Raw genomic sequence first — 22035 nt, 5'->3', positions numbered from 1 at the left:
TCGCTAAAACCGTCTCCATGGAGGGAGCTGCACCTTACTGTCACAATCATCGACGGCCCACCTATCGCTAAACTCCCGCTATGACTCGAAAATTATCTGGCCAGGAGCTTGCAGAATAAGGTTCTTGGTGAACTCTTGACTGAGGACCTGATGCTGCTTCCGCTGCTCTTCCGCATCCTGCTGATACTCGCCTTCGCCTTCGCTCACACGGCGGAAGCCAGCGAACCTATTCCCGAAACCGACATCGGCCGCATTGTAGTGGATTTTGCAAGCCCAGAGACCGAGCGCCATTGGATCGCGCATGCCCATGAATTAAATGTGTTGAATATGTTCAAGGACTCGCCGCGACTGCTTGGAGTTTCCAAAGACGCGCTCCAGCTGTCGAGTTGCACGGATTTTCCCTGCCGCCGTCGCATGTTAAAAGACGCCGGTATTGACCTCTATATCGAAGGGTCTGTCGCGGTCGACACCCTGCACTATCGTGCTCTTGTTCCGGAAACTGAGCAGGTCCTGAGTGAAGGGAGCATCAGCATTGCCCCCAATACCGCCCCCGAGCATGTGAAAACTGCATTTTTGCATGCGATGAAACCGTTCACGGAATCCGGTGGAATTCTGGATCAACGCGCGGCTCTGCGTCGTGCTGAGAAAGCTGCCGCAGAGCACGGTCCGCGAGTCGCTAAACAAGCGATGGGCCTGACTCTCGCTGCCCTTGCGTTCCTGGTTCTAGCGGTTATCTTTGCCTCCCTGTTCTATTTTCAACACGGCCGTCGCTATCTTCTCATCCTAGGCGCTGCCTGGATATTCTTTGCCCTCGGGCCTCTGTGGTTGATTTCCGAAGAACTCGCACTGGTCAAACCCGTCGCCATCTTCGCCATTCCAGAACCTTGGGTCCTGGCGGTCATCGGCGGCCTGGGTGCCGGTTGGGCTCTCTGGGGTCTTGGTCTCTGCATCCTTCCGCAGCTGCGTGGTCTTGAAACCCTGAAACAGAACCGCATGCCGCACGTGGTCGATGCATTGATGACAGTCTTTTTCTATCGGGCGATTGCCGCCGTCCTTTGGATCGCAGTCGCCTTAGGTCTCGTCCTGGGTGCACGTAAAATCTTCGGACTCGACAAAGTCCATAGCGTGGCCCTTGGCCTTATGGTCTTCGGCGGCCTCGCAACCCTCAGTGCCCTGCTCTTCGAACTCATCGCGCAGGCCCTCGATCGCAAATTCATCAGCGGCAGTCCTAACGGCAGCAATCCCTGGCATCCGCGGATTGTAGAAGCTCTGGCGGGTCATCCCCTCCTGGCTGATCTCGAAGACCTCGCCGCGCAAGTTCATTATCTGCCAACCCATCAGAATCTACCGTTGACCTATGGCGGCGGCTTGTCTCGTCCTCGCGTTCTGATTCCGCTGGCAACCCTGGAAAAAGCCTTCAATACGCGACCGGAAGACAACGGCCTCGCCTATGATTTCCTTGCCGGTCTCGTGCTCGATGGCCTGGGTCGTGTCAGTCTCCGCACGCATCTGGAAGCCACCCTACGCCTCGGCCAGGAGCTGAAGGAATCCAGCCCAGGTAAAATCCGCGGCTTCCTCTTTGGCCCCTATCGCCGCGCCCGTCGCCTGCTTGAAGGCTGCTTCATCACCGTGCATGATGGCCTCGGTCCTTTTATTCAATATCTGTACTGGCGCCATAATCCCAAGTCCGAACTCTTGACCGTTTCCGCGAGCCCAAGTCAGCTTATCGCCATCACCCGGCGCATTCTGGGCCGCCTTCAAAATAATGAGCGTCCTACGTCGATCGAAACTCCTAGCGATCATATCTGCTGGCTCGTACAAAATTTTATCTATTCGGCCCCAACCGAGGACGTAACCCCACGCAAACGCTGGCGTGCCAAGCCACGCACAGCACTCATCATCGCTTTGATCACCTTCTTCACCGGTTACCAACTGGTGGCCGCCGTTCTTTATCACTCGGTCTATGAGCAACGCATTGCGTCGCAACAGGCCCGCATCGAAGAAAAGAAAAAGAAAAAAGAAATAGAAAAGGAGGGCCTTGCCCATGCAGTCGGAGAATCCCCAGCCCCTGTCGTCGAACCAGCAGCCCCAAAAGCCCCTGAAGTGGTACCAAAGGTTGCTCCGAAAAAACAGCGAATCGGGAAAGGAAAATCCAAACCAGCCAGCCGGAAAAAAACCAAACAGCAGCGCTAGAGCGCGCGGCCATGCGGCCGGTGGTTTTGTCGGCCTGATGGGCATGATTGGCCTGACTTTGATCGCGGGCCTATTGTTCATTACCGAGAATTTTTTCTTTTCGATGCTGCTCTTTTCGATCGGTCTTTTGTTGTATACGACCGGTACTGAAATCGTGCGCATCGTGATCTCTTTGATGACCGCTTTCTTTTCGACCAAACATTTGACCGAAGACGCCGCATTGATCGGTGAAACCGGTCGCCTGTTGAAAGAAGCCCTGATCGACACGGAAGACGGCGGTAAAGCCGTCGTTATTCCCCGCAATGCCTTGACCGAGGACCTGCGCAAAGCCTTGCAATCCGGTCAGCAGGATCGTCTGGAATACGTGGCTCACCGCTACTACTTCGACTGCCATGAACTCTATGAGTTCTCGCGCCTCAACCTGCAATTCGCTTCCGAAGCGATGCCATACGTGGGTCTGGTCGGCACCGTTCTCGGTTTGATCATGTTGTTCGATGGCCTGGGCGCCAGCGTCAACGTGGAAGCCCTGACACCACAGCTGGCTATCGCTTTGAAGACTACGCTTTACGGCGCATTCTTTGGTGCCACGTACAAGATCCTGGCTGCTCGTTTCGATCAGCGCCTGAAGAGCTCGAGTATGATTACGACGATCTTTTGCGCTCGTTGGATCTGATTGCCAAAAACAATATGGAAATCGAGGTTCAGTCATGAGAGCGCCCATTCGCCGCAAGAGGCATGGTGCCAGTGAGCTCTGGCAGACAGCCTATATCGATTTGATGACCAATATTATGATCTTCTTTGTGATCTTTTGGTCGTTGAGTCAAGCCCAAAGCAAAGGCATCAGCGAAACCGTCGGCGATGTCTCGACCCGCATGGTGAACCTTCCCGGAGACGTTCTCTTCCGTCCCGGTCAAACGCAGCTTTCGCCCGAAGGGCGGTCTGTGTTTGCCAAACTGTTCCAGGATGATGCCGAGAGCACTTTGAACTTCAAGACCAACGGACTCGTCAAACGGGTGCTCTTCATCCATGGTCATACCGATGCTCAAGGCCAGAAGGATAAAAACTTCGTCCTGGGCTTTGAACGTGCGATGACCACCTATAAGCAGATCGCGCAGTACGGCAAGGATGTTCCCGATCACGTCGTGATCTGTTCGCATGCCGACAACCTGCCGATCCATGAAGTACCGAAAATCGAAGGATCCGTATCCAGTTTTCAAAAGGCTGCCATGGATCAGGCCAACGCCAAGAACCGTCGCATTCAGATCGAAGACCGACTCATCAATCAGTTTAAAGAGGAACCATGATCCGCATCGGACTTAAAAGTCTCGTCCTCGGACTCGTGGTAGCGGGTCTGATCGCGTTCGCCGGCGTGCAGCACCTGTTCGATATCAGGCGCGTGCTGTCGCTCCAGCCCGAGGTCCTGTGGCTGATCGGTTGCCTGGCGAGCTTTATCAGTCTTGGACTGGCATTTTTCCTGCGCAGCGGCCGCGAAAGCCCCTATCATCTGGCTATCGGGCGTCATGAATACCGTCGTCCTGGTTCGCTGCCGCTTCTTACAGTCAAGGGTTACGGCATCTGGATGGGTGTCCAGGATGAAGAGTCGGCCAGCGAGTTCGGTCGGGTCAGTTTCGCTTTGATCTCGGGTCTTGGTCTTCTCGTCTTCGGCCTGATCATTCTGCAGAATCGCAGTCTGGTTCTGCTGCAGCATTTCTATCACAACATGACCAAAGACTACGGTCACATTTGCCGCAAGGAAGGCGAAGAGATCGTCGTCGCCAAACCGCCGAAAATGGGCTGTGAACTGGTGAAAAAAGCTTTTGCGCTAGGATATACCAAGGATCTGGGGGATTGTGCCGATGATCCCGCTGATCAAGACGAAGAGATCTGTACCCACAGGCAGTGGGACGAGCCTGCGGCTCACTATTCCTATCGTTTGGTCGAGCGTTTCATCAAGACTCTTCTGACCGGTTCTTCGCCTTTGAAAGTCGATACCGAAAAGCTGCCTGAGCTGGTCGAAAGCCATGTCCAGGGCTTTCTTGGTGTGCCGCGTTCGGTCATTCACATCTTCACCGATCTACCGGAACCCGGCAGTTGGCTTACCAAAGCGCGGCGCCGCTTGCATCCAAACCATTGCCAGGATGAATTGCGCGAACTACGTTTTCGCATGACCGAGCAGGGCGCGGAACCGGGTGCTCAGCTTGAAGATACACTGAATCATCTGCTCTTCAGTCCCGCCGTGGGTCGCAATGCCGATTATTGCCGACCCTATATTATTCATTGGGGCGCGGCGGCGAATACCTGTTCTGAATTGATGAGTAAGGGTGAAGCCGCGTTGGATACCTATGATGTCCGTCAATCGATCGATGCCGTGATGAAAAGACCCAAACCGCTTGTAAGCTTTCACTGCCTGGTGGCAGCAGGATCCGCTCCCGCGCATGGCACGCTGTCCTATGCCGGACAGACTTTTAAAGTCGATGCTGTCACTCTACCAACCGCTGGCCCGGATGGAATTTTTCCGTCGAACGAATTGTTTGCGGCTGTGGCCCAGGTCTTTGTTCCAGAATTCGCCTACAACAATCTGGATCGCAACCGCCCCCTCAATTTGAGTGAGGATCGCTTCCAGAGTGAAATCGCTCGCAGCGGCGATAACTTGATGCTGGCGAAGTTCGAGCTGCTCCGTTCCAGTGATGTGCTGGCTGGTGATCAATGGGTCTATCGCTATCCGCAGTATATGGATGTTTATCCCTGGCAACCACATATCGCCAACTTCGTGAGCCGTTTCCGCAAGGCTTACCGGCAGAACGAGGAAAAACCATGAAGGCCCTGCTTTTTCTTCTGACGCTGGCGTCAGCCGCGCAGGCCGCGGATGATCGCATCAAACCCTCGACACGAGGTTTGTTCGATCGTATCATCGTGCCCGTGATCCCGACTCCGGAACCTGAGGAGCCCCTGCCAGCCGAACCGGTAACGGCACCGGTGGAACCAACGCCAGTGCCCAAGCCTCCAATGGTCGCACATAAAACAGTAAAGCCGCAGGCAAACCCCGACCTACGCATCCAGTATCTGGAGCGCTTGATCCAATCCGTTCGCTCTCTGCCCGAAACGGAACGCATGCGTCTGCAAACCGAAGCCGAGGCCGTATTCTCAGGCGTTTGCCGCAGCTCTGATCCCACACTGGCCCTAAGCTGCTCATTCGAAGCCGCGGCCCACATCTGTTCCATCAGCCCCAATCAGGGAGCTTGCCTGTCCATGATCGATGCGCTGGTGGTTGAACGACTCAACGCCAACCGATTCATCTCGGCCCGCGAGCGTTATGAAATGATGGCTCGCGGAGAACCTATGAATAAGGCCTTGGATTATCGCTACGGGAGTCTCGTCGCAGCCTTCAGCCTGAGCAAGGCCGGCGCTTGCAACGCCAACGACTTCCATTGCCTTGCGCTCGGCATCGACGACTATTGTCAGAACAAGGCGCGGCAAGGGCATCTCAGCTACCAGAGCTGCGCCGCTCTTATAGGTTTGTTCATCGGCAGAAATGATTGAAATCGGACCAGGGCTGGCCGATTCCAAAAAAACAGGCTATAAATACCAGCAAGTGTTCCACCAGCTACCATCCCATAGGAAATGATCCTATGAAAATACTAGTGGCCCCTGATTCTTTCAAAGGCAGTATCACCGCTGCAGAGTTTTGCGCCATCACACAGAACGCCATTCATGCATTAAGACCGGATATTGTTGTCCGTAGTCTACCTATGGCTGATGGCGGCGAAGGTACGACTGAAGCATTGCTGGCGGGTCTTGGAGGTGAAAAGATCAGCTGTCAGGTCACAGGTCCCATGAGACAGAAGGTAACAGCTTTTTTTGGCTATTGCGAACGAGACAAATTAGCCTTCATGGAAATGGCAAGTGCCTCTGGACTGCCGCTGGTTCCGCCCGCAACCCGTAATCCGCTCCTTGCCACCAGTTATGGAACAGGAGAACTTCTGATTCACGCTTTGGAACGAGGCGCAGAACGGATTATCCTCGGCATAGGTGGGTCAGCCACCAATGACGGAGGCTTTGGGATGCTGGAGGCACTCGGGTTTGGATTCTTTGACGAACAAGGATCAGCTTTACCCCCAGGACCAGTCTCGCTAAAAAAGCTGGCTCGCATGGATAGTTCTTCGGTTCACCCCCAGCTTCATCACTGCCACATCCAGGTTGCCTGCGATGTCACGAATCCCTTGCTGGGTCCCCTCGGGGCATCGCATGTCTATGGACCACAGAAAGGTGCAACCCCTACGATGATTGCAGAACTGGAACAAGCGTTAACCCATTTTGCCGATTGTGTGGAGGGTTTGACGCAAAAACGCTTTCGTGATCATCCAGGCGCGGGTGCCGCCGGTGGTCTAGGTTTTGCCTTGTTGAGCCTCTGCCGGGCTGAAATAAAAAGTGGCTTTGATCTCATTGCAGATCTCCATCGTTTGCCTCAGCGCCTCAGTGATGAGGGCTATGACTGGCTCATTACTGGCGAAGGACGTATTGATGAACAAAGTCTACACGGAAAACTTCTCAGTCGCGTGACCGAGCTAGCCGAGCAGTACAACATTCCGGTGCTGGCTTTCTGTGGGGCCCTAACGTTGGACCCTGTTGCACTGAAGAATTGCCACATATTTCCCATCATACCCGAGCCCTGCAGTTTAGAGCGGGCCTTGACCGAAGCACCTCATTTTCTTTATCAAACGATTCAGCGCGTTCTAGCCTTGATTCTCTCGTCTCGACTTTCCTGACTGGGTAGCATTCGCTAACAATCATGTAAAGTGTAAATTATTCCATACGTAGCAGCGTCACTCCAAAGTGAGTGATCGCGCTACATATTTTTCTGCGTTCGAAAAGTATCTCTATACTTTTTCCTCGGACTGATCAAACTTCAGCATCGTAAATTGGAATAGAAAAGGTTTCACACCATGTCACTGATAATGGAGCATATCACCAAGGTTGTCGGCGGGGAGACGCATATCAATGATCTCTCGCTGAACTTTGCAGCAGGAACTTTTCAAGTTCTGTTGGGTCGTACGCTGGCTGGCAAAACCACGCTGATGCGGTTGATAGCGGGATTGGATTGGCCCACATCAGGCCGTATTCTCGCGAACGGGGTCGATGTTACCGGCGTTTCCGTTCGCAAACGCAATGTATCCATGGTCTATCAGCAGTTCATCAATTACCCCAATCTCACTGTCTTCGAGAACATCGCCTCCCCATTGAAACTGCAAAAAATCGATAAGAGCCAGATAGAAGGGCGCGTCCGTGCCACTGCCGTAAAGTTAGGCATCGAACCTTATCTGCAGCGTTACCCTCTGGAGCTTTCCGGTGGCCAGCAGCAGCGCACCGCTATGGCCCGCGCCCTGGTGAAAGAAGCCGATCTTATCCTGCTCGATGAACCTTTAGTGAATTTGGATTACAAGCTACGGGAGGAATTACGTGAAGAGATGCGCGAAATCTTCACATTACGCAAGACTCTGGTTATCTATTCCACCAGCGAACCCAGCGAAGCCCTGGCTTTGGGTGGTATGACCACAGTGCTGCATGAAGGACGAGTCGTCCAACAAGGGCCAACAGCCCAGGTCTATCAGAAACCCACGACGGCGCTTGCAGCGAGCCTCTTCAGCGAGCCACCGATCAATCTCTTTTCGGGCCAGGTGGCAGCCGATGAAGTCACGTTCGACAATCAGGTCCACTTTCCCTTGAATTCCGATCTGAAGCATCTACCAACTGGCCATTATCTGTTCGGCATCCGGCCTCATCACCTTTCTCTGCGGCCTGCTCACCCTCATGACCTCGAACTGGGCGTTACGGTCGACCTGGCCGAAATCAGTGGCTCCGAAACTTTTTTGCATGTGAAACATAGGGAGACAGACATGGTCCTGCATCTGGAAGGCGTGCATCAGTTTGAAGTGGATGCAAGCCTTCCCATCTATCTGCCTACTCACAAATTATTCGTTTTTACGCCAGATGGTGATCTGATTCATATACCCCGAAGTGCAGCACAAGGATGAAGCGATGGCCGAAATAAAACTTCTGGGGCTGGCGCATAGCTACCTTGGTTCTCCGAAAGTTGACAGTGATTACGCCATTCGCCCTTTGGACCATACCTGGCCTCAGGGTGGAACCTATGCCCTTCTCGGACCTTCAGGTTGCGGGAAATCAACTCTCCTGAGCATTATCTCCGGACTCCTGACGCCATCAGAAGGCAAAGTCCTCTTCGATGGCCAGGAGGTGAACCATGTACCACCGGAGAAACGCAATATTGCCCAGGTTTTTCAGTTTCCCGTGATTTACGACACGATGACGGTTTTCGACAATCTGGCCTTTCCGCTACGCAACCAGAGAGTGAGTGAAGAGAAAATCCGGATCAAAGTGAAGGAAGTCGCCGAAGTGTTGGAGCTGACAAGCCTTCTGCGGAAAAAAGCCAAAGGACTGACGGCCGATGAGAAACAAAAGGTCTCGCTGGGACGGGGGCTGGTTCGCGATGATGTTTCCGCGATCCTTTTTGATGAGCCCTTGACTGTGATTGATCCGCACCTGAAGGGCAAATTGCGTCGCAAGCTGAAGCAGATCCATAAGCAGTTCAATATTACGATGGTCTATGTCACGCATGATCAGCTTGAGGCTTCCACTTTTGCTGACAAGATTGCAGTCATGTATGCCGGACAAATCGTACAATTCGGCACGCCGCGTGAGCTCTTTGAAAACCCCCAACACACCTTTGTGGGTTATTTCATTGGCAGCCCTGGCATGAACTTCATTGATGCCGTTCTTGAAGGTGATTTCCTGGTGTTAGGGAAAGATCGTCTGCCCATCAAGAAGGAGTTGGCTTCCAGACTTCGATCATTATCACCGCAGCGCCTGCAAATCGGAATTCGCCCGGAATTTGTTCGTGTTGCGAAACAGCACCACGAGCACGCGCTTCATGGCAAAGTCCTGGGTGTCGAGGATCGGGGTACATATAAAATCCTGACGGTGGAATTAGGGACCCATCGCATCAAAGCGCGATTGGATGAAGATCAAAACGTCCCTGAAAATGAGGTCCTGCTCGAGTTTCCCGAGGCCAGGCTCAAGCTTTATGCCGACAGTCTCCTGGTTGAAGTATAGAGGACATGAATGCAAAAAGTACCTAACAACAACGCATGGCTGCTGGTTCTTCCCGTGTTTGGTCTCGTAGCTTTCAGTGCCATCATTCCCTTGATGACCGTAGTCAATTATTCTGTTCAGGATATATTCGATCAGACCAACCGCTACTTTGTGGGCCTGCAATGGTTTCGCGAGACCCTACGCAGCCCGAGCCTGCATGATGCTCTGTTCAGGCAGTTTGTTTTCACGCTGTCCGTTCTGATCATTGAAATTCCACTCGGCATTCTGGTCGGATTGATGATGCCGTCCCAGGGTAAAGGAGCCACGCTGTCTCTTATTATTCTGGCGCTGCCCCTCCTCATTCCATGGAACGTGGTTGGCACAATCTGGCAAGTTTTCGGACGGGCTGATATCGGTTTATTCGGCTGGGCCTTGAACAACGCCGGCATCCCTTATAATTATGCGTCGAATCCATCCGATGCCTGGCTAACCGTGCTGCTGATGGACGTGTGGCACTGGACCCCTTTAGTGGCCCTGCTGGTCTATTCCGGTTTGCGAGCGATCCCGAGTGTCTACTACCAGGCGGCTCGCATCGACCGCGCCTCCCGCTGGTCCATTTTTCGTTACATAGAGTTGCCGAAATTGAAAAGTGTGCTTCTGATCGGTGTTCTGCTGCGCTTCATGGACAGTTTTATGATTTACACCGAGCCTTTTGTTCTAACCGGTGGAGGCCCAGGCAACTCCACAACGTTCTTAAGTCAATCGCTTACGAAAATGGCCGTCGGACAGTTCGATCTTGGACCGGCTGCAGCGTTCTCCTTGATTTACTTTCTGATCATTTTACTGATCTGCTGGGTGTTCTATGCAGCGATGATGCATGTCGGTAAGGAGGAATAGCATGCCGAAACTTAAGACTCTGGGATTGCTTTTTTATACGCTTTTCGTTTTGACACCGATTTATTGGCTTCTCAACATGTCGTTCAAAACGAACAATGAAATCCTCAACGTGCTGACGGCGTGGCCGCAAGACTTTACCATGGGCAATTATCAGACTATTTTTACCGATCCTTCGTGGTATACGGGCTACATCAATTCCATGTCCTACGTTAGTCTCAATACCATCATGTCTTTGCTGGTCGCCTTACCCGCCGCCTACGCTTTTTCCCGCTACCGGTTTATCGGTGATAAGCACCTCTTCTTTTGGCTGCTGACGAATCGCATGGCGCCACCGGCGGTTTTTCTACTGCCATTTTTCCAGCTTTATTCGAGCATAGGTTTATTCGATACCCATTTAGCTGTGGCGCTGGCCCACTGCCTTTTCAATATTCCACTCGCGGTTTGGATTCTGGAAGGATTCATGTCGGGCGTGCCGAAGGAGATTGATGAAACGGCCTCGATCGATGGCTACAGCTTTCCACGCTTCTTTATCACGATATTTCTGCCGCTCATTCGCTCTGGGATCGGTGTCACTGCATTTTTTTGCTTCATGTTCAGCTGGGTTGAGTTGCTGCTCGCGCGGACTTTGACATCGGTCAATGCCAAGCCTATTTCCGCGGTTATGACACGCACGGTGAGCGCCTCGGGAATTGATTGGGGCGTGCTGGCAGCAGCGGGCGTGCTCACCATCCTACCGGGCATTCTGGTTATCTGGTTTGTACGGAATCACATAGCCAAGGGCTTCGCCTTGGGCCGTGTCTGACAAGACCTAGGGAGGTTGACGATGGAATGGATGGCCTGGACTCTGCCCACGGCACTTTTTTTTGCAGGTATAGCAGCTCTTTTAGCGGGTATGACGCTGTGGGAATTAGTCAGCCCAAGCGGTGAGCGGCGAGGCTATCTGCCGATTCAAACCACACGGGGCGATCGGCTTTTCATGGGCCTTCTTGGAAGTGCATTTGTTCATCTTATCGTTGTGGGGTTAACGGATTGGAGCAGCTGGTTTGCATCGGCAATCTCGCTGCTTGGGTTGATCCTGATCATAAAATGGGGATAAGCGCCGGCCATGCCGACTCTGATCCCATCACAGGAGTGTCATGATGCAGAAAGTCCTGGCGATTTTTCTTGCGAGTGCCAGCAGCCTCGCCTTAGCTGATTCGTTCAGCGATGCCGCTAAAAAATGGGTTGATTCTGAATTCAAACCGTCCACCTTGAGCCAAGCCGATCAGCTCAAGGAAATGCAGTGGTTCATTGAAGCCGCGAAACCCTTTCGAGGCATGGAAATCAAAGTGGCGTCGGAAACCCTGACGACCCATGAATACGAAGCCAAAGTCCTGGCCAAGGCCTTTACTGAAATCACCGGCATCAAACTCAGCCATGACCTGATTCAGGAAGGTGATGTTGTTGAAAAACTGCAGACTCAAATGCAGTCGGATCGCAATATCTATGATGCCTATGTGAATGATTCTGATTTGATCGGGACGCATTTTCGCTATGGAAAGGTGGTGCCGATCAGCGATTTCATGGCCGGCGAAGGAAAGGATGTCACCTTGCCAACGCTGGATATAAAAGACTTCATTGGACTTTCGTTCACCACAGGACCTGATGGCAAAGTGTACCAGTTGCCTGACCAGCAGTTTGCCAACCTCTACTGGTTTCGGGCTGACTGGTTCGAACGTCCTGAACTGCAGAAAAAATTCAAAGGCATCTATGGTTATGATCTGGGTGTGCCGAAAAACTGGTCAGCCTATGAAGATATCGCCGAATTTTTTTCCGTTCATGTCAAGGAGCTGGATGGAAAGCGGGTTTACGGCCACATGGATTATGGAAAGAAGGATCCGTCCCTGGGCTGGCGTTTTACCGATGCCTGGCTCTCCATGGCCGGAACGGGCGATAAAGGCATTCCGAACGGCCTGCCGGTCGATGAATGGGGCATTCGCGCGGAAGGCTGTCGACCGGTTGGGTCGAGTGTCGCCCGCGGCGGTGAAACCAACGGCCCATCCGCTGTCTATGCCACGACCAAATATATCGAATGGCTTCGTAAATATGCTCCACCTGAGGCACCCGGGATGACGTTCTCGGAAGCTGGACCGGTTCCTGCTCAGGGGCAGATTGCACAACAGATTTTCTGGTACACAGCCTTCACTGCGGACATGACGAAACCGGGATTGCCCGTGGTCAATAAAGATGGAACGCCGAAGTGGCGAATGGCGCCGTCTCCGAAAGGCCCTTATTGGGAGGAAGGCATGAAACTGGGATATCAGGACGCTGGCTCCTGGACCCTGATGAAGAGCACGCCGTTGGATCGTCGCAAGGCAGCCTGGCTCTACGCACAGTTCACGGTCGCGAAAACAGTCTCCTTGAAAAAAACCTTAGTGGGTTTGACACCGATTCGTGATTCCGATCTGAAGTCCAAGGAAATGCAGGAAGCCGGTAAGAAACTGGGTGGCCTGGTCGAATTCTATAACAGCCCTGCCCGCACGCAATGGACACCGACCGGTACCAATGTCCCTGATTATCCGAAGCTGGCGCAACTTTGGTGGCAGTACATAGCTGAAGCGGTCAGTGGTGAAAAAACGCCACAGGCTGCCCTGGATGGACTGGCTGAGGCCCAGGATAAAATTCTTGAGCGATTGGAACGGGCCAACGTGCAAGGGGCGTGCGGGCCCAAGCTCAATCCAAAAACTGACGCCAGCGCCTGGTTGAAAAAACCCGGTGCACCGAAGGACAAACTGGCGAACGAAAAACCCCAGGGTGAGACCGTTCGCTACAGTGAACTGCTCAAAGCCTGGAAAGCAGGACGTTCCATTTAAATCCATTGCTATGGAGTTTTACGGGGCAGTTGCAGCCCAGCATTCATTTCTTGTGTCCCCAAACCGGAGGGGGTGTAGCCACCTCCTTGGTCAGATCAAAATCAATACGAAAATCCCGAGCTTCGCGGTTGAGCGCGTAGCTCAGCCGTTTGGCTGGCTCGATCTCAAGTTTCCATACATTTTCCACAGCCACCTTGAGGTCATTCTTCAAAAACAGTGATTTCGTTTCCTCATCTGCGGGGAAGCTTTGGCTCGTTGCTGTCCCCTGATCCTTCGTATCGCCGCCATACATCGTGACCGCTTCGTGCTTGCCATCCTGGTGTCGATGATCGTGCTTCAGACGCAAACCCTTGTCCGTGCGCGTAATGATCCAGGTACGCGAACGATTTTCACCAACATGGAGCGGGATACGAATTTCCGTGTCCGAACAGTCGCGAATGTGAATCACCTTCTTTTCTTTTAACCAGGATTCGTCCGACTTATTGTGTTTGACGACTTGCCCTTCATAGGATTTCCCACAGTGCTTTTTCAAACTCTCAAAAAAGTCATCCTGCGGCCTGGCTGTGACGGGGGTCGTCATGAGACCGGTGAATATGAGCAGATAATAAGCTTGTTTTGGCATCAATGCGCTCTTCAATTTAGGAGTTAACGCCCAAGACGAGCTCATCATGAAAAATTTTTTCAAAAAATACAGCAACAAAAGGCCCGGATCGTTGTCTATTGTGATGAGTATGTTCTTTTTTGGCCTCAAGCATTCAGGAGATTCTATGTCAGTTCGTAAGATATGGGTTACTTCCGCTTTCCTGGCGGCGTCAATGCCCTCCGCATTCGCCACAGTCAACAAGGCTGAAACCCTTATTCCTCGTAGCGACATCTTTGGAAACCCGACCCGGGTTAGCGTTACGCTTTCGCCGGACGGTCGCTGGTTGGCCTATATCGCGCCACGAGACGGCGTTCTCAATATTTGGGTAGCGCCTTTTGGCCAATGGGAAAATGCCAAACCCTTAACGCACGATAAAAAGCGAGGCATCCGTTCCTACACCTGGGCCGAAAACGGCAGCCAGATTCTCTATGCCCAGGATAATAATGGCGACGAAAATTGGCGAATATATTCACTCGACGTGACCAGCGCAAAAGTGAGTCCCCTCACACCCGAGGGTAAGGTGACGGCCTCCATTCTCCACACCTCAAAATTCCATAAGCATGACATTCTTGTGGCCATGAATGACCGCGATCCTAAATACCGTGATGTGCATCGGATTAATCTCAAAACCGGTGAACGCAAACTCGTTTTTAAGAATGAAGGCTTTCAGAATTTTGTTGCTGATGACAGTCTTACCGTACGCGTCGTAACGAAACCACTCGCAGGCGGTGGCATTGATATCTACAGGATCGATAGCAGCGGCAAAGTCGAAACAAAACCCTTTCAGAGCGTACCAAGCGATGATTCGCTGACGACTGATGTTATGGGTTTTGACCGGAAGGGCCAGCTGCTCTATATCACAGACAGCCGCAACCGCGATAAGGTTTCGCTGACTCAAATCGATATGAAGTCGGGTAAGGTTGAAGTTCTGGCGGCTGGAAAAAAAGCTGACATTGCCGATACTATCGATGATCCCGAGACGCTAAAACCTATGGCTGCCATGGAGAACTACCTGACTCAGGATTGGACCGCCATTGATACCCGAATTCAGCCCGATCTGGATTTTCTGAAGCGCGAAGCACGCGGTGTCTGGAGCCTTCACAGTCGAACCAATGATAATAAGCATTGGGTGCTTGCCATTGATCGCGTCACCGAGCCCGTTGCGTACTATCTGTACGAGCCTCAGGCCAAAAAGCTGACAAAACTGTTCACGTCGCGACCGGAATTGGAAGGCAAGCGCCTCGCTCCCATGCACCCCGTTGAAATTGAGGCACGTGATGGCACCATTCTTCCCTCTTATTTAAGTTTGCCTCCCGATGCAGATTCAGATGGTGATGGCAAGCCGGCCAAGGCTCTGCCATTGGTTCTCCTTGTTCACGGCGGCCCGTGGGCGCGCGATTCATTTGGCTACAATTCCACCCACCAGTGGTTGGCGAACCGCGGCATGGCAGTCCTGTCAGTGAACTATCGGGGAAGTACCGGGTTCGGCAAGGACTTCATCAATAAGGCCAAGCGGGAATTGGCAGGAGCCATGCACAATGATCTGCTGGATGGTGTCAACTGGGCAATCAAACAGGGTATCGCCCAGAAGGACAAAGTCGGCATCATGGGTGGTTCTTATGGAGGCTATGCAACCCTGGTTGGCATGACCTTCACGCCTGACATCTTTGCCTGTGGCGTCGATATAGTCGGTCCCTCAAACCTTGTCACGCTGATCGAAAGCTTCCCGGCCTACTGGCAGCCCTTCCTGGATAAGACCTGGTACAAGTGGGCTGGCAATCCGTCCATAGAAGCGGATAAAAAGGACCTCATGGCAAGGTCTCCGATCACCAAAGTGAATCAAATCAAGAAACCTCTTCTGATTGGTCAGGGCGCCAATGATCCACGAGTGACCCAGAAGGAATCTGATCAGATCGTGGCCGCGATGAAGGCAAAATCGATTCCAGTAACCTACGCTCTCTATCCAGACGAGGGTCATGGATTTCACATCCCAGAGAATCGCATCAGCTTTAATAGCCTGACAGAAAACTTTTTCGCCAAGTGTCTGGGCACAGCCGCTCAGCCTATAGGCAAGGACATCGTTGGCTCTTCGCTGCAGTTACCGGAGGGGCGCGAGCATATCCCTGGACTGAAGGAAGCGTTCGACGCTATCAAGAAGTAACTTGGGTTTTGGCTATGTCCAGGGCTGGAGGCATGACCTGCAGCCCTCCATAGAGGCTGTACGATACCTTAATCAGCGAAATTCTCTTCGCGCGAGATCAACACTTGATCCCTCTTCCCTACCCTCTTGAGCGGCGTTTAGCGCCGCACATGGACCATCCTTGGTATGGGATGACCCTCTCGATTGCACCTTCTTGAAAAAAAGGCTATGAAATTTATGGTATAGACACGCCTCGCAGGAGGGAAAAGTTCAATGGCTGTTGTGTTAGGACCGACTCTACTCACTGATAGACTCATCCTGAGGCCTCCGACTTATGATGACTTTGATGCCTGGGCCGCGTTTGCTGCTGACGAGGACGTTAATCGATTTTTAGGGGGAGTTCAGAGTCGATCTGCGGCCTGGCGCGGTTTAGCGACCGTAACCGGGGCGTGGGCCCTTATGGGTTTTTCCATGTTCTCCGTGCTGGAGCGCAGCACGGGCCAATGGATTGGACGGCTTGGCCCCTGGCAGCCGGAAGGTTGGCCGGGAACAGAGATTGGCTGGGGATTGGCCCGCGAAGCGTGGGGTCAAGGTTATGCACTGGAGGGTACAGTTGCCGCCATGGACTGGGCTTTTGCAGAACTGGGTTGGAACGAGGTCATCCATTGCATCGACCCTAAAAATATCCCCTCACAGAACCTGGCCAGGCGTCTGGGTTCGACCTTAAAGGGACCCGTCCACCTCCCTCCTCCTATGAACACCTGGCCTATTGAAGCTTGGGGCCAGACGAAGCAGGAATGGGTTATCAATCGTCGCAAGTCTAACTGAAGGAAACACGGCCCCGTCACGGCACTTGCAGCAAAATAAGGCACAGTAAAACTCCCGATAATACGTCTCTACTGGAATGCTGCAGTCCCTGGACGCCGAGCCCAATTTCGATTTGGATTTAGGACGTCCCGTTCACCTCGTACTGAACCGCGCCTTCTGAAGGCCTTAGGTGAAGCCTGGGGAGAGCCGACTCCTTGGGCGTCTGCCCATAGGCCTTCTTGTAAGCCCGTGTAAATGAGCCTGCATTCATAAAGCCCACCAGAGCCGACACCGCATTAACTGAAAACTGGCCTGTTTCCAGGAGGGTTTTGGCTTCCTCCAACCGAAAGTTCCATAAGAACCTGGCCGGCGTCGTGCCGAGCTCTTTGCTAAAGGCCCGCATCAGAGTGGATTTCGATGTGTTGGCCAGGTAAGCGAGGCGTTCCAAGTCCAACTCCTCACTTAAATGACTTTCCATGTAGGCGATGGTTTTTTGCAAAATTTCACTGAGCTGATAGAAATGGGGTCGACCGTTTTTGGCCAGAGACTTATCGCTAAAGTAGTAGAAAATCTCTTTCACCAATTCCATCTCCAGGAACCCGGTATTGATATTATCCCGAGCCTTGGCGATGAAACGTTCAAAGTGATAGCGAAAAACCAGCTCACGAATCCATTGTGAATGCTCGATGATGCGGGTCGTTCGAAAGACCCGCTCGGCATCATCAACGTCCAGATCGTAAAAAGCCCAGGCTTTATCCCGCAGGCTCCGATTCGGGAACAGCAGCGCAAACTCCGCATGCGGTGACACAGATTTAACGCAAACCTGCTGCTGACTGGGCAGGACCACCAGTGTTCTGCCGTCGGACACGATTTTTTTCTGGGAAGGTTCAGCTTCGATTTGAATCACGGCCGACTTCATGGCAGCAACAATGACGGGATTGTCCGTTCGAGGCAGCTCAAACTCGAGGTCGAGACCACGGAAATATGCGAAGCCCATTTGACCATTCAAATCTTGGAAACCTTCCAGAATGTAACCTTTAAGTAGGCGAATAGTCCGGGTTTGTGCCATTTTTTGACCCATTGAGCACGTTTGTTGAGAATTTAAGCAAATTCTTTGCTGCGTTTAGCCTGGTTTCCGACTCTATTTTCCTCACGCTTTGTGTATCGATTCATATATCTACGACACGTGACAATCGATGAAAAGCAAAACCCTGAACACTCTTGGCAAAAAGCCTTTGACCTTGAACCGCATCAATCGCGTCATCTGTAGCAGCCTTGGACCAAGGCCTTCACGAGGGGGAACACACCGATGGACTCTAAACAGGACTACGGTCAAATCACTTTGATCAAAGGCCACGAGCGCATCATGGCGAAAGCACCGTGCCTCATTTATAAATTTGAACCGAAAGGATATCTCGAACTGGCCAATGGCTTGAATCTTCACCATCAGAATTTTCTGGCAGCGCCAGCCGGATTTGCCGAAGTCGTTGCCCATCATTCTGAAGTGGACGATGTGTTCATGCTTCAGTTCCACCCCGATAGCTTCACCATGTGTGCCAGCGAGCATGGCTTGAATCCGGTGGAACTGGCCTCGATCTTTCAATCGACGCGCATTTTTCAAGAAACGACCTGGATCAACGAACTCCTGCATCGTTTGCGATTTGAGATGTTTCTGAAGGGAAAAACGGACAATCTCTGCATCCGGTTTGTGATGACCGAACTGTTGAAAGAGGTCTATTACCAGTTTTTTGGTAGCCGTCGGATCTTCCCCATACACGAGCCGAGTTCATCGGATGTCCTGGTCCAGCGGGCACTGCGTCTCCTCTACCGCAGCGAGGATTTTGACATGGACTTGGGAACCCTGGCGGCCAGCTTGAATGTAAGTCCCTCAACCTTAACGCGGCGCTTTAGCAGCGCGATGGGACAAAATCCCGGCGAATTTCTGCGCGAAAGACGATTGGAGCGCGCCTACACCTTGCTCCTGACCAGTGGCTTATCCGTGGCGGCCATTGCGGAAATGGTCGGTTACGAAGAAGCCGCCCCGTTTACCGCGGCCTTTAAAAAACGTTTTCACTGCACGCCCCGGGCGCTGCGAACCGATAAGACTCTGCAAAAACGCGAGCGGGATGATCTGCGTGAACAGGCCCTTTGCTGATCAGCTTGGGGCGGCTGCCTGTCGTCACCCTTTATTTTGCCATGTATGCACGCTCTCGACTTCGGATCCGTACTATCAACGGACACATTGAGACAAAGGGTGACGCGTGAAAAAATCAATCTCTGCTATTTTAGCATCTTACCTTGTGTATCTGGCAACAGGCTGTGTAGCCACACCCAAACCAGAGCTGGTGGCTGAACTGGATGCCTTGGCCAAAACACCAGCCAAAAAAACCATGGCCCCCGATCTGTCAAGCTACACGGCCCAGCCTATCAAGGCCGGTCAGTGGACCCACTACCTCATGGTCGACAAGTCAGGCAAGTCAACCAGCTACCGCCAGCAGGTCCTTGCGCAGGGCGATGAGCCTGGCAGTTTTTGGTTCGAAACCGAAACCATAACGCCCGGAAGCAAGTCGGTGGCACGGTCTCTGGCTTATGTGGACGATCAAGTCCGGCTGAATAACAAAACTGGAAAATACACGTTCACGATCGATCAGTTTGTGCATATCAAGCGTCTTATCAACTGGCATGCCAGCGAGGCGAAAGCCACCGAGCTGCCTCCGCAAGCTGTGCAGCTGATCAGTGGTGCGATTGGCAAAGTTTCCTTCCTGTCCAATTCGCGAATGAACGGTGTGGAAACAGCGAACGTCAAAGCCGGCTCATTCAAGCGATGCTTTCGCATGACATCCCAGGCGCAAACCAGCTTTTTCAGTAGCAGCGTGACCGGTTGCGTGCATCCCAGCGTTCCCCTATCCAGCCTGGTCAGCGCCGTCGATTCCGAAGGGACTCGTTGGGAGCTGATGGGTTATGGCCTGGATGCGAAGGAAAGTTTCATCCGCGTTCCCATTCAGACAGCCGGTTTTTAAACCAGCTTCAGGCGGCGATCCGCAGGGCGGTCCCGCCTTCTTCCGCATTTCCAGGGAGTGCCATTGACCATCGAGTATGGGCGGCGCAGCTACTGAGTTCACAAGGCCGACGGCGAAGGACTCCAGCCTGCTGATTTTATAAAAGGACTCGCTGCCCAGCTATTTTTCTATAGATCGGTTCCTGATAAAACTCCTCTTCCTCACGACATGTATACACAAGCTTGATGGTATGGTCGTCATCGGACAGGACCGCGCGAGCTGCAATCTCCTCCCACGAAGGCCCGGCGTGGGCAGACCGATCCAAATCAACGCAAGCGGGACAGCCTATCGTAATATAAGCCGCCGTGAATGCCATCCAGTAGCTCGCCATCGCTTGGCCCTGGTCCCGGCAATAGGGCAGAACCAGTCGCATCGCGTGGCAAGACGTCACCAGATGGAGAGCGGTAAAATCGTTGGTTGAGGCGTAGAGTGACAGTGCCACCCGAGACAGATCGGAGAGCTTCAGCCCGGTACCTTGAACCGAACCGGCAAGGGATTGAAACTCAGGCTCTGCAGCGGCCATTGCCATACGAGTGAAGATTTTGGGCCCACCAAGTTCAACCGATGCCCACTTGGGATTTCTCCGGAACGCCTCTAAAATCTCTTGATAGGAAACGGACGAGGACGAAACCGCAGCTTCGGTCTTTAAAGGCAGATAGGCATCCGCCCAATGGGCAAGCCCTTCCGAGATTTCACTGGGGCTTCCTATGTCGATGCCATAGGCGAGGCGGATGAGTCCATGGAACGCTCCGCCTCCGACTCCCGCCATCAGCTCGGAAACATAAGTCATGAGGGTCTGTTGAGTGCCGAGACGATTCAGCTCTTTGGCGAAGAAGAGGGCGAAGTCAGCATGAAATTCATGCTGACCCAGACTCTTGGCCCAAGTGACCGGACTCATAGGAAGCCCTGTCGTTGTCTTCATCTCCAGTCGGTCAGAGTACATTTTGAAAAACTGGTCCAGGCGAGCTTCATCGGCACCCAACCGATACAGCGCAATCAACGCCATGGGAAGATGATTCGAAAGCTGGGCTCGATATTCACCAGTAAAATCCTGCCCGTTTTGCAGCAGATTCTCCAAGGCACGCATGATGTATGTCATGATTTTCTCTCCACAAAGCTTCCGTCCGCGGACCCTTGCGGCTACCGGACGATGCGGTGTTTTACTTGACCAAACACAGGAGTGGCAAGATTTCTATCGCGACCATGACTTGTACCTTTTCGGCAGAAAGTTTGGTCAGGTTTTCACGGCGTCAATTGATTGAAATTATTAACAAAATTACCAAACGAAATTTTTTTGCGGTCGACTTGCGGCAAAATCAGAGCCAGCCTCGTCTTGTGGGCAACAAACTGTTCCACATGAGGTAGGCAATGAAATCCAGGACTTTACATCGATTGATCATAAAGAGCTGCCTCCTGCTATTGGCAGGCTGGATGATCTACAGTTTTCAACGCACAAGCTTTTATCCGTTCCTCCTTCAGCTTCACCCCGGTACTGACTTTCTAGATGCTCTGCCGGAATTCGCAAAAAACAATCTGCCTTCCCTCCTTCACGTTTGGGCCATGGCCTTACTGACCGCAGTCGCCATGCCGAGCCTGTTCTTGCGCAAAACTATTCTGGCACCAGGCCTATGGCTGCTCGTGAACGTGATCTTTGAATGGGGTCAGGCCCTGGATAAGAATTCAACGTTCCTGCAGAAACTACCTCAGGCTCTGGCTCATTATTTTATTCAGGGTCGTTTTGATTGGCTCGACCTTGTCGCCTGTTTCCTGGGGGCCTGTCTCGCATCGCGGACTCTGGCAGCAGCCGGGCATAAGGATTCCCTCGATGTTCATGGGTCAAGCCCTTTCAAGGCATTCTCATTCTGGTCCAGAAGCCTCACTGCTGCTTGCACGATCTTTGGACTCTTTTCCCTCATGGCGACATCCAAGCATCCGCATGGATACCTCCATCGTGAACCATCTCTGCCTCAGTATATGTCCTATGAAGAGTTTCGCGCCTCCTTTGCCGTCCTCCCCGCTCAGCCCATCGTGGCTCCTGGGAAGATCTATGTGAAAGGCGATCTGCTTTTGATCAATGACATCAATCTGGGCATCCATATTATCGACAACCGCGATCCGGCAACTCCCCAAACGCTCAGCTTCCTCAAGGTTCTTGGCAGCCGTGATATTGCGATGTTTGATCACTATCTTTACGTTGATAGCTTCGTGGATTTTCTGGTGATTGACATTGAAGATCCAGCAACGCCCAAGCTCTTGCAACGCGTCGAGAATATTTTCCCCTGGCAGCCTGAGGTCTGGTATCCAGGACAGTATGTGTCCGACGCCGATCCACGCAAG

19 protein-coding genes and 1 pseudogene are annotated in these 22035 nt (G+C 52.6%); 17 read left to right on the top strand and 3 right to left on the bottom strand.

What is annotated here, in order from left to right; translation table 11 throughout:
* Window positions 1-108 precede the first annotated feature (108 nt).
* The 12 genes from VE954_RS24600 to VE954_RS24545 all read left to right on the top strand — a co-directional run bounded on the left by VE954_RS24600 (window position 109) and on the right by VE954_RS24545 (window position 13049).
* Window positions 109-2193, top strand: coding sequence for a hypothetical protein (locus VE954_RS24600; RefSeq protein ID WP_324957808.1), 2085 nt, complete (start codon window positions 109-111; stop codon window positions 2191-2193).
* Window positions 2117-2866 (top strand): MotA/TolQ/ExbB proton channel family protein, encoded by a 750-nt coding sequence (locus VE954_RS24595; RefSeq protein ID WP_324957806.1) that lies wholly within the window; start codon window positions 2117-2119, stop codon window positions 2864-2866. Before VE954_RS24600 ends, VE954_RS24595 begins: the two co-directional genes overlap by 77 nt.
* A gap of 34 nt (window positions 2867-2900) precedes the next feature.
* Complete coding sequence (locus VE954_RS24590) at window positions 2901-3497, top strand: OmpA/MotB family protein (protein WP_324957804.1); 597 nt, start codon at window positions 2901-2903, stop codon at window positions 3495-3497.
* Entirely contained in the window at window positions 3494-5011 is a 1518-nt protein-coding gene (locus VE954_RS24585; protein WP_324957802.1) for a hypothetical protein, read from the top strand. Before VE954_RS24590 ends, VE954_RS24585 begins: the two co-directional genes overlap by 4 nt.
* Window positions 5008-5733, top strand: a complete 726-nt coding sequence (locus VE954_RS24580) for a hypothetical protein (RefSeq protein ID WP_324957800.1) — start codon at window positions 5008-5010, stop codon at window positions 5731-5733. Before VE954_RS24585 ends, VE954_RS24580 begins: the two co-directional genes overlap by 4 nt.
* Window positions 5734-5822: 89 nt before the next feature.
* Window positions 5823-6959: a glycerate kinase gene (locus VE954_RS24575; RefSeq protein ID WP_324957798.1), complete on the top strand. Its 1137-nt coding sequence runs from the start codon at window positions 5823-5825 to the stop codon at window positions 6957-6959.
* A 177-nt stretch (window positions 6960-7136) separates the two neighbouring features.
* Window positions 7137-8225, top strand: coding sequence for an ABC transporter ATP-binding protein (locus VE954_RS24570; protein ID WP_324957796.1), 1089 nt, complete (start codon window positions 7137-7139; stop codon window positions 8223-8225).
* Window positions 8226-8229: 4 nt separating this feature from the next.
* Window positions 8230-9321, top strand: a complete 1092-nt coding sequence (locus tag VE954_RS24565) for an ABC transporter ATP-binding protein (protein ID WP_324957794.1) — start codon at window positions 8230-8232, stop codon at window positions 9319-9321.
* Between the two features lie 9 nt (window positions 9322-9330).
* Window positions 9331-10197 (top strand): sugar ABC transporter permease, encoded by an 867-nt coding sequence (locus tag VE954_RS24560; RefSeq protein ID WP_324957792.1) that lies wholly within the window; start codon window positions 9331-9333, stop codon window positions 10195-10197.
* Between the two features lies 1 nt (window position 10198).
* Window positions 10199-10999 carry a carbohydrate ABC transporter permease gene (locus VE954_RS24555; protein WP_324957790.1) on the top strand — a complete coding sequence of 267 codons (801 nt, stop codon included), beginning with the start codon at window positions 10199-10201 and terminating at the stop codon, window positions 10997-10999.
* Between the two features lie 21 nt (window positions 11000-11020).
* Window positions 11021-11293, top strand: coding sequence for a DUF2160 domain-containing protein (locus VE954_RS24550; protein WP_324957788.1), 273 nt, complete (start codon window positions 11021-11023; stop codon window positions 11291-11293).
* Window positions 11294-11333: 40 nt separating this feature from the next.
* On the top strand, window positions 11334-13049 hold the full coding sequence (locus VE954_RS24545; protein WP_324957786.1) for an ABC transporter substrate-binding protein: 1716 nt from the start codon (window positions 11334-11336) through the stop codon (window positions 13047-13049).
* A gap of 43 nt (window positions 13050-13092) precedes the next feature.
* Here the strand turns inward: VE954_RS24545 and VE954_RS24540 are convergent, their stop codons facing one another.
* Window positions 13093-13671 carry a hypothetical protein gene (locus tag VE954_RS24540; RefSeq protein WP_324957784.1) on the bottom strand — a complete coding sequence of 193 codons (579 nt, stop codon included), beginning with the start codon at window positions 13669-13671 and terminating at the stop codon, window positions 13093-13095.
* A 145-nt stretch (window positions 13672-13816) separates the two neighbouring features.
* On the opposite strand from VE954_RS24540, the gene VE954_RS24535 reads away from it, so the two are divergent.
* Window positions 13817-15853: a S9 family peptidase gene (locus tag VE954_RS24535; RefSeq protein WP_324957781.1), complete on the top strand. Its 2037-nt coding sequence runs from the start codon at window positions 13817-13819 to the stop codon at window positions 15851-15853.
* Between the two features lie 252 nt (window positions 15854-16105).
* Window positions 16106-16660: a GNAT family N-acetyltransferase gene (locus tag VE954_RS24530; protein WP_324957779.1), complete on the top strand. Its 555-nt coding sequence runs from the start codon at window positions 16106-16108 to the stop codon at window positions 16658-16660.
* Between the two features lie 118 nt (window positions 16661-16778).
* Here VE954_RS24530 and VE954_RS24525 read toward each other — a convergent pair whose 3' ends face one another.
* Complete coding sequence (locus VE954_RS24525) at window positions 16779-17636, bottom strand: helix-turn-helix domain-containing protein (RefSeq protein ID WP_324957777.1); 858 nt, start codon at window positions 17634-17636, stop codon at window positions 16779-16781.
* A gap of 312 nt (window positions 17637-17948) precedes the next feature.
* Between VE954_RS24525 and VE954_RS24520 the strand changes: the two genes are divergently transcribed.
* On the top strand, window positions 17949-18794 hold the full coding sequence (locus VE954_RS24520; protein WP_324957775.1) for a helix-turn-helix transcriptional regulator: 846 nt from the start codon (window positions 17949-17951) through the stop codon (window positions 18792-18794).
* 106 nt (window positions 18795-18900) lie between these two features.
* Window positions 18901-19659, top strand: a complete 759-nt coding sequence (locus VE954_RS24515; protein ID WP_324957773.1) for a hypothetical protein — start codon at window positions 18901-18903, stop codon at window positions 19657-19659.
* 136 nt (window positions 19660-19795) lie between these two features.
* On the opposite strand, the gene VE954_RS24510 is transcribed toward VE954_RS24515, so the two are convergent.
* Complete coding sequence (locus tag VE954_RS24510) at window positions 19796-20797, bottom strand: questin oxidase family protein (RefSeq protein WP_324957771.1); 1002 nt, start codon at window positions 20795-20797, stop codon at window positions 19796-19798.
* A 269-nt stretch (window positions 20798-21066) separates the two neighbouring features.
* Here VE954_RS24510 and VE954_RS24505 point away from each other — a divergent pair.
* Window positions 21067-22035 (top strand): annotated as a pseudogene (locus VE954_RS24505) (hypothetical protein); the annotation flags it as partial.

This window comes from Oligoflexus sp. (assembly GCF_035638955.1).
In the GTDB taxonomy this organism is placed as follows: domain Bacteria; phylum Bdellovibrionota_B; class Oligoflexia; order Oligoflexales; family Oligoflexaceae; genus Oligoflexus.
Note: the sequence above shows the minus strand (reverse complement) of the source record. Positions and strands in the feature narration are given on the sequence as shown.

Bases quoted from the DNA above. Each gene is read 5' to 3' on its own strand.
- VE954_RS24590 (WP_324957804.1), top strand. From the start codon at position 2,901: ATGAGAGCGCCCATTCGCCGCAAGAGGCATGGTGCCAGTGAGCTCTGG.
- VE954_RS24585 (WP_324957802.1), top strand. From the start codon at position 3,494: ATGATCCGCATCGGACTTAAAAGTCTCGTCCTCGGACTCGTGGTAGCG.
- VE954_RS24580 (WP_324957800.1), top strand. From the start codon at position 5,008: ATGAAGGCCCTGCTTTTTCTTCTGACGCTGGCGTCAGCCGCGCAGGCC.
- VE954_RS24575 (WP_324957798.1), top strand. From the start codon at position 5,823: ATGAAAATACTAGTGGCCCCTGATTCTTTCAAAGGCAGTATCACCGCT.
- VE954_RS24570 (WP_324957796.1), top strand. From the start codon at position 7,137: ATGTCACTGATAATGGAGCATATCACCAAGGTTGTCGGCGGGGAGACG.
- VE954_RS24565 (WP_324957794.1), top strand. From the start codon at position 8,230: ATGGCCGAAATAAAACTTCTGGGGCTGGCGCATAGCTACCTTGGTTCT.
- VE954_RS24560 (WP_324957792.1), top strand. From the start codon at position 9,331: ATGCAAAAAGTACCTAACAACAACGCATGGCTGCTGGTTCTTCCCGTG.
- VE954_RS24555 (WP_324957790.1), top strand. From the start codon at position 10,199: ATGCCGAAACTTAAGACTCTGGGATTGCTTTTTTATACGCTTTTCGTT.
- VE954_RS24550 (WP_324957788.1), top strand. From the start codon at position 11,021: ATGGAATGGATGGCCTGGACTCTGCCCACGGCACTTTTTTTTGCAGGT.
- VE954_RS24545 (WP_324957786.1), top strand. From the start codon at position 11,334: ATGATGCAGAAAGTCCTGGCGATTTTTCTTGCGAGTGCCAGCAGCCTC.
- VE954_RS24540 (WP_324957784.1), bottom strand. From the start codon at position 13,671: ATGCCAAAACAAGCTTATTATCTGCTCATATTCACCGGTCTCATGACG.
- VE954_RS24535 (WP_324957781.1), top strand. From the start codon at position 13,817: ATGTCAGTTCGTAAGATATGGGTTACTTCCGCTTTCCTGGCGGCGTCA.
- VE954_RS24530 (WP_324957779.1), top strand. From the start codon at position 16,106: ATGGCTGTTGTGTTAGGACCGACTCTACTCACTGATAGACTCATCCTG.
- VE954_RS24525 (WP_324957777.1), bottom strand. From the start codon at position 17,636: ATGGGCTTCGCATATTTCCGTGGTCTCGACCTCGAGTTTGAGCTGCCT.
- VE954_RS24520 (WP_324957775.1), top strand. From the start codon at position 17,949: ATGGACTCTAAACAGGACTACGGTCAAATCACTTTGATCAAAGGCCAC.
- VE954_RS24510 (WP_324957771.1), bottom strand. From the start codon at position 20,797: ATGACATACATCATGCGTGCCTTGGAGAATCTGCTGCAAAACGGGCAG.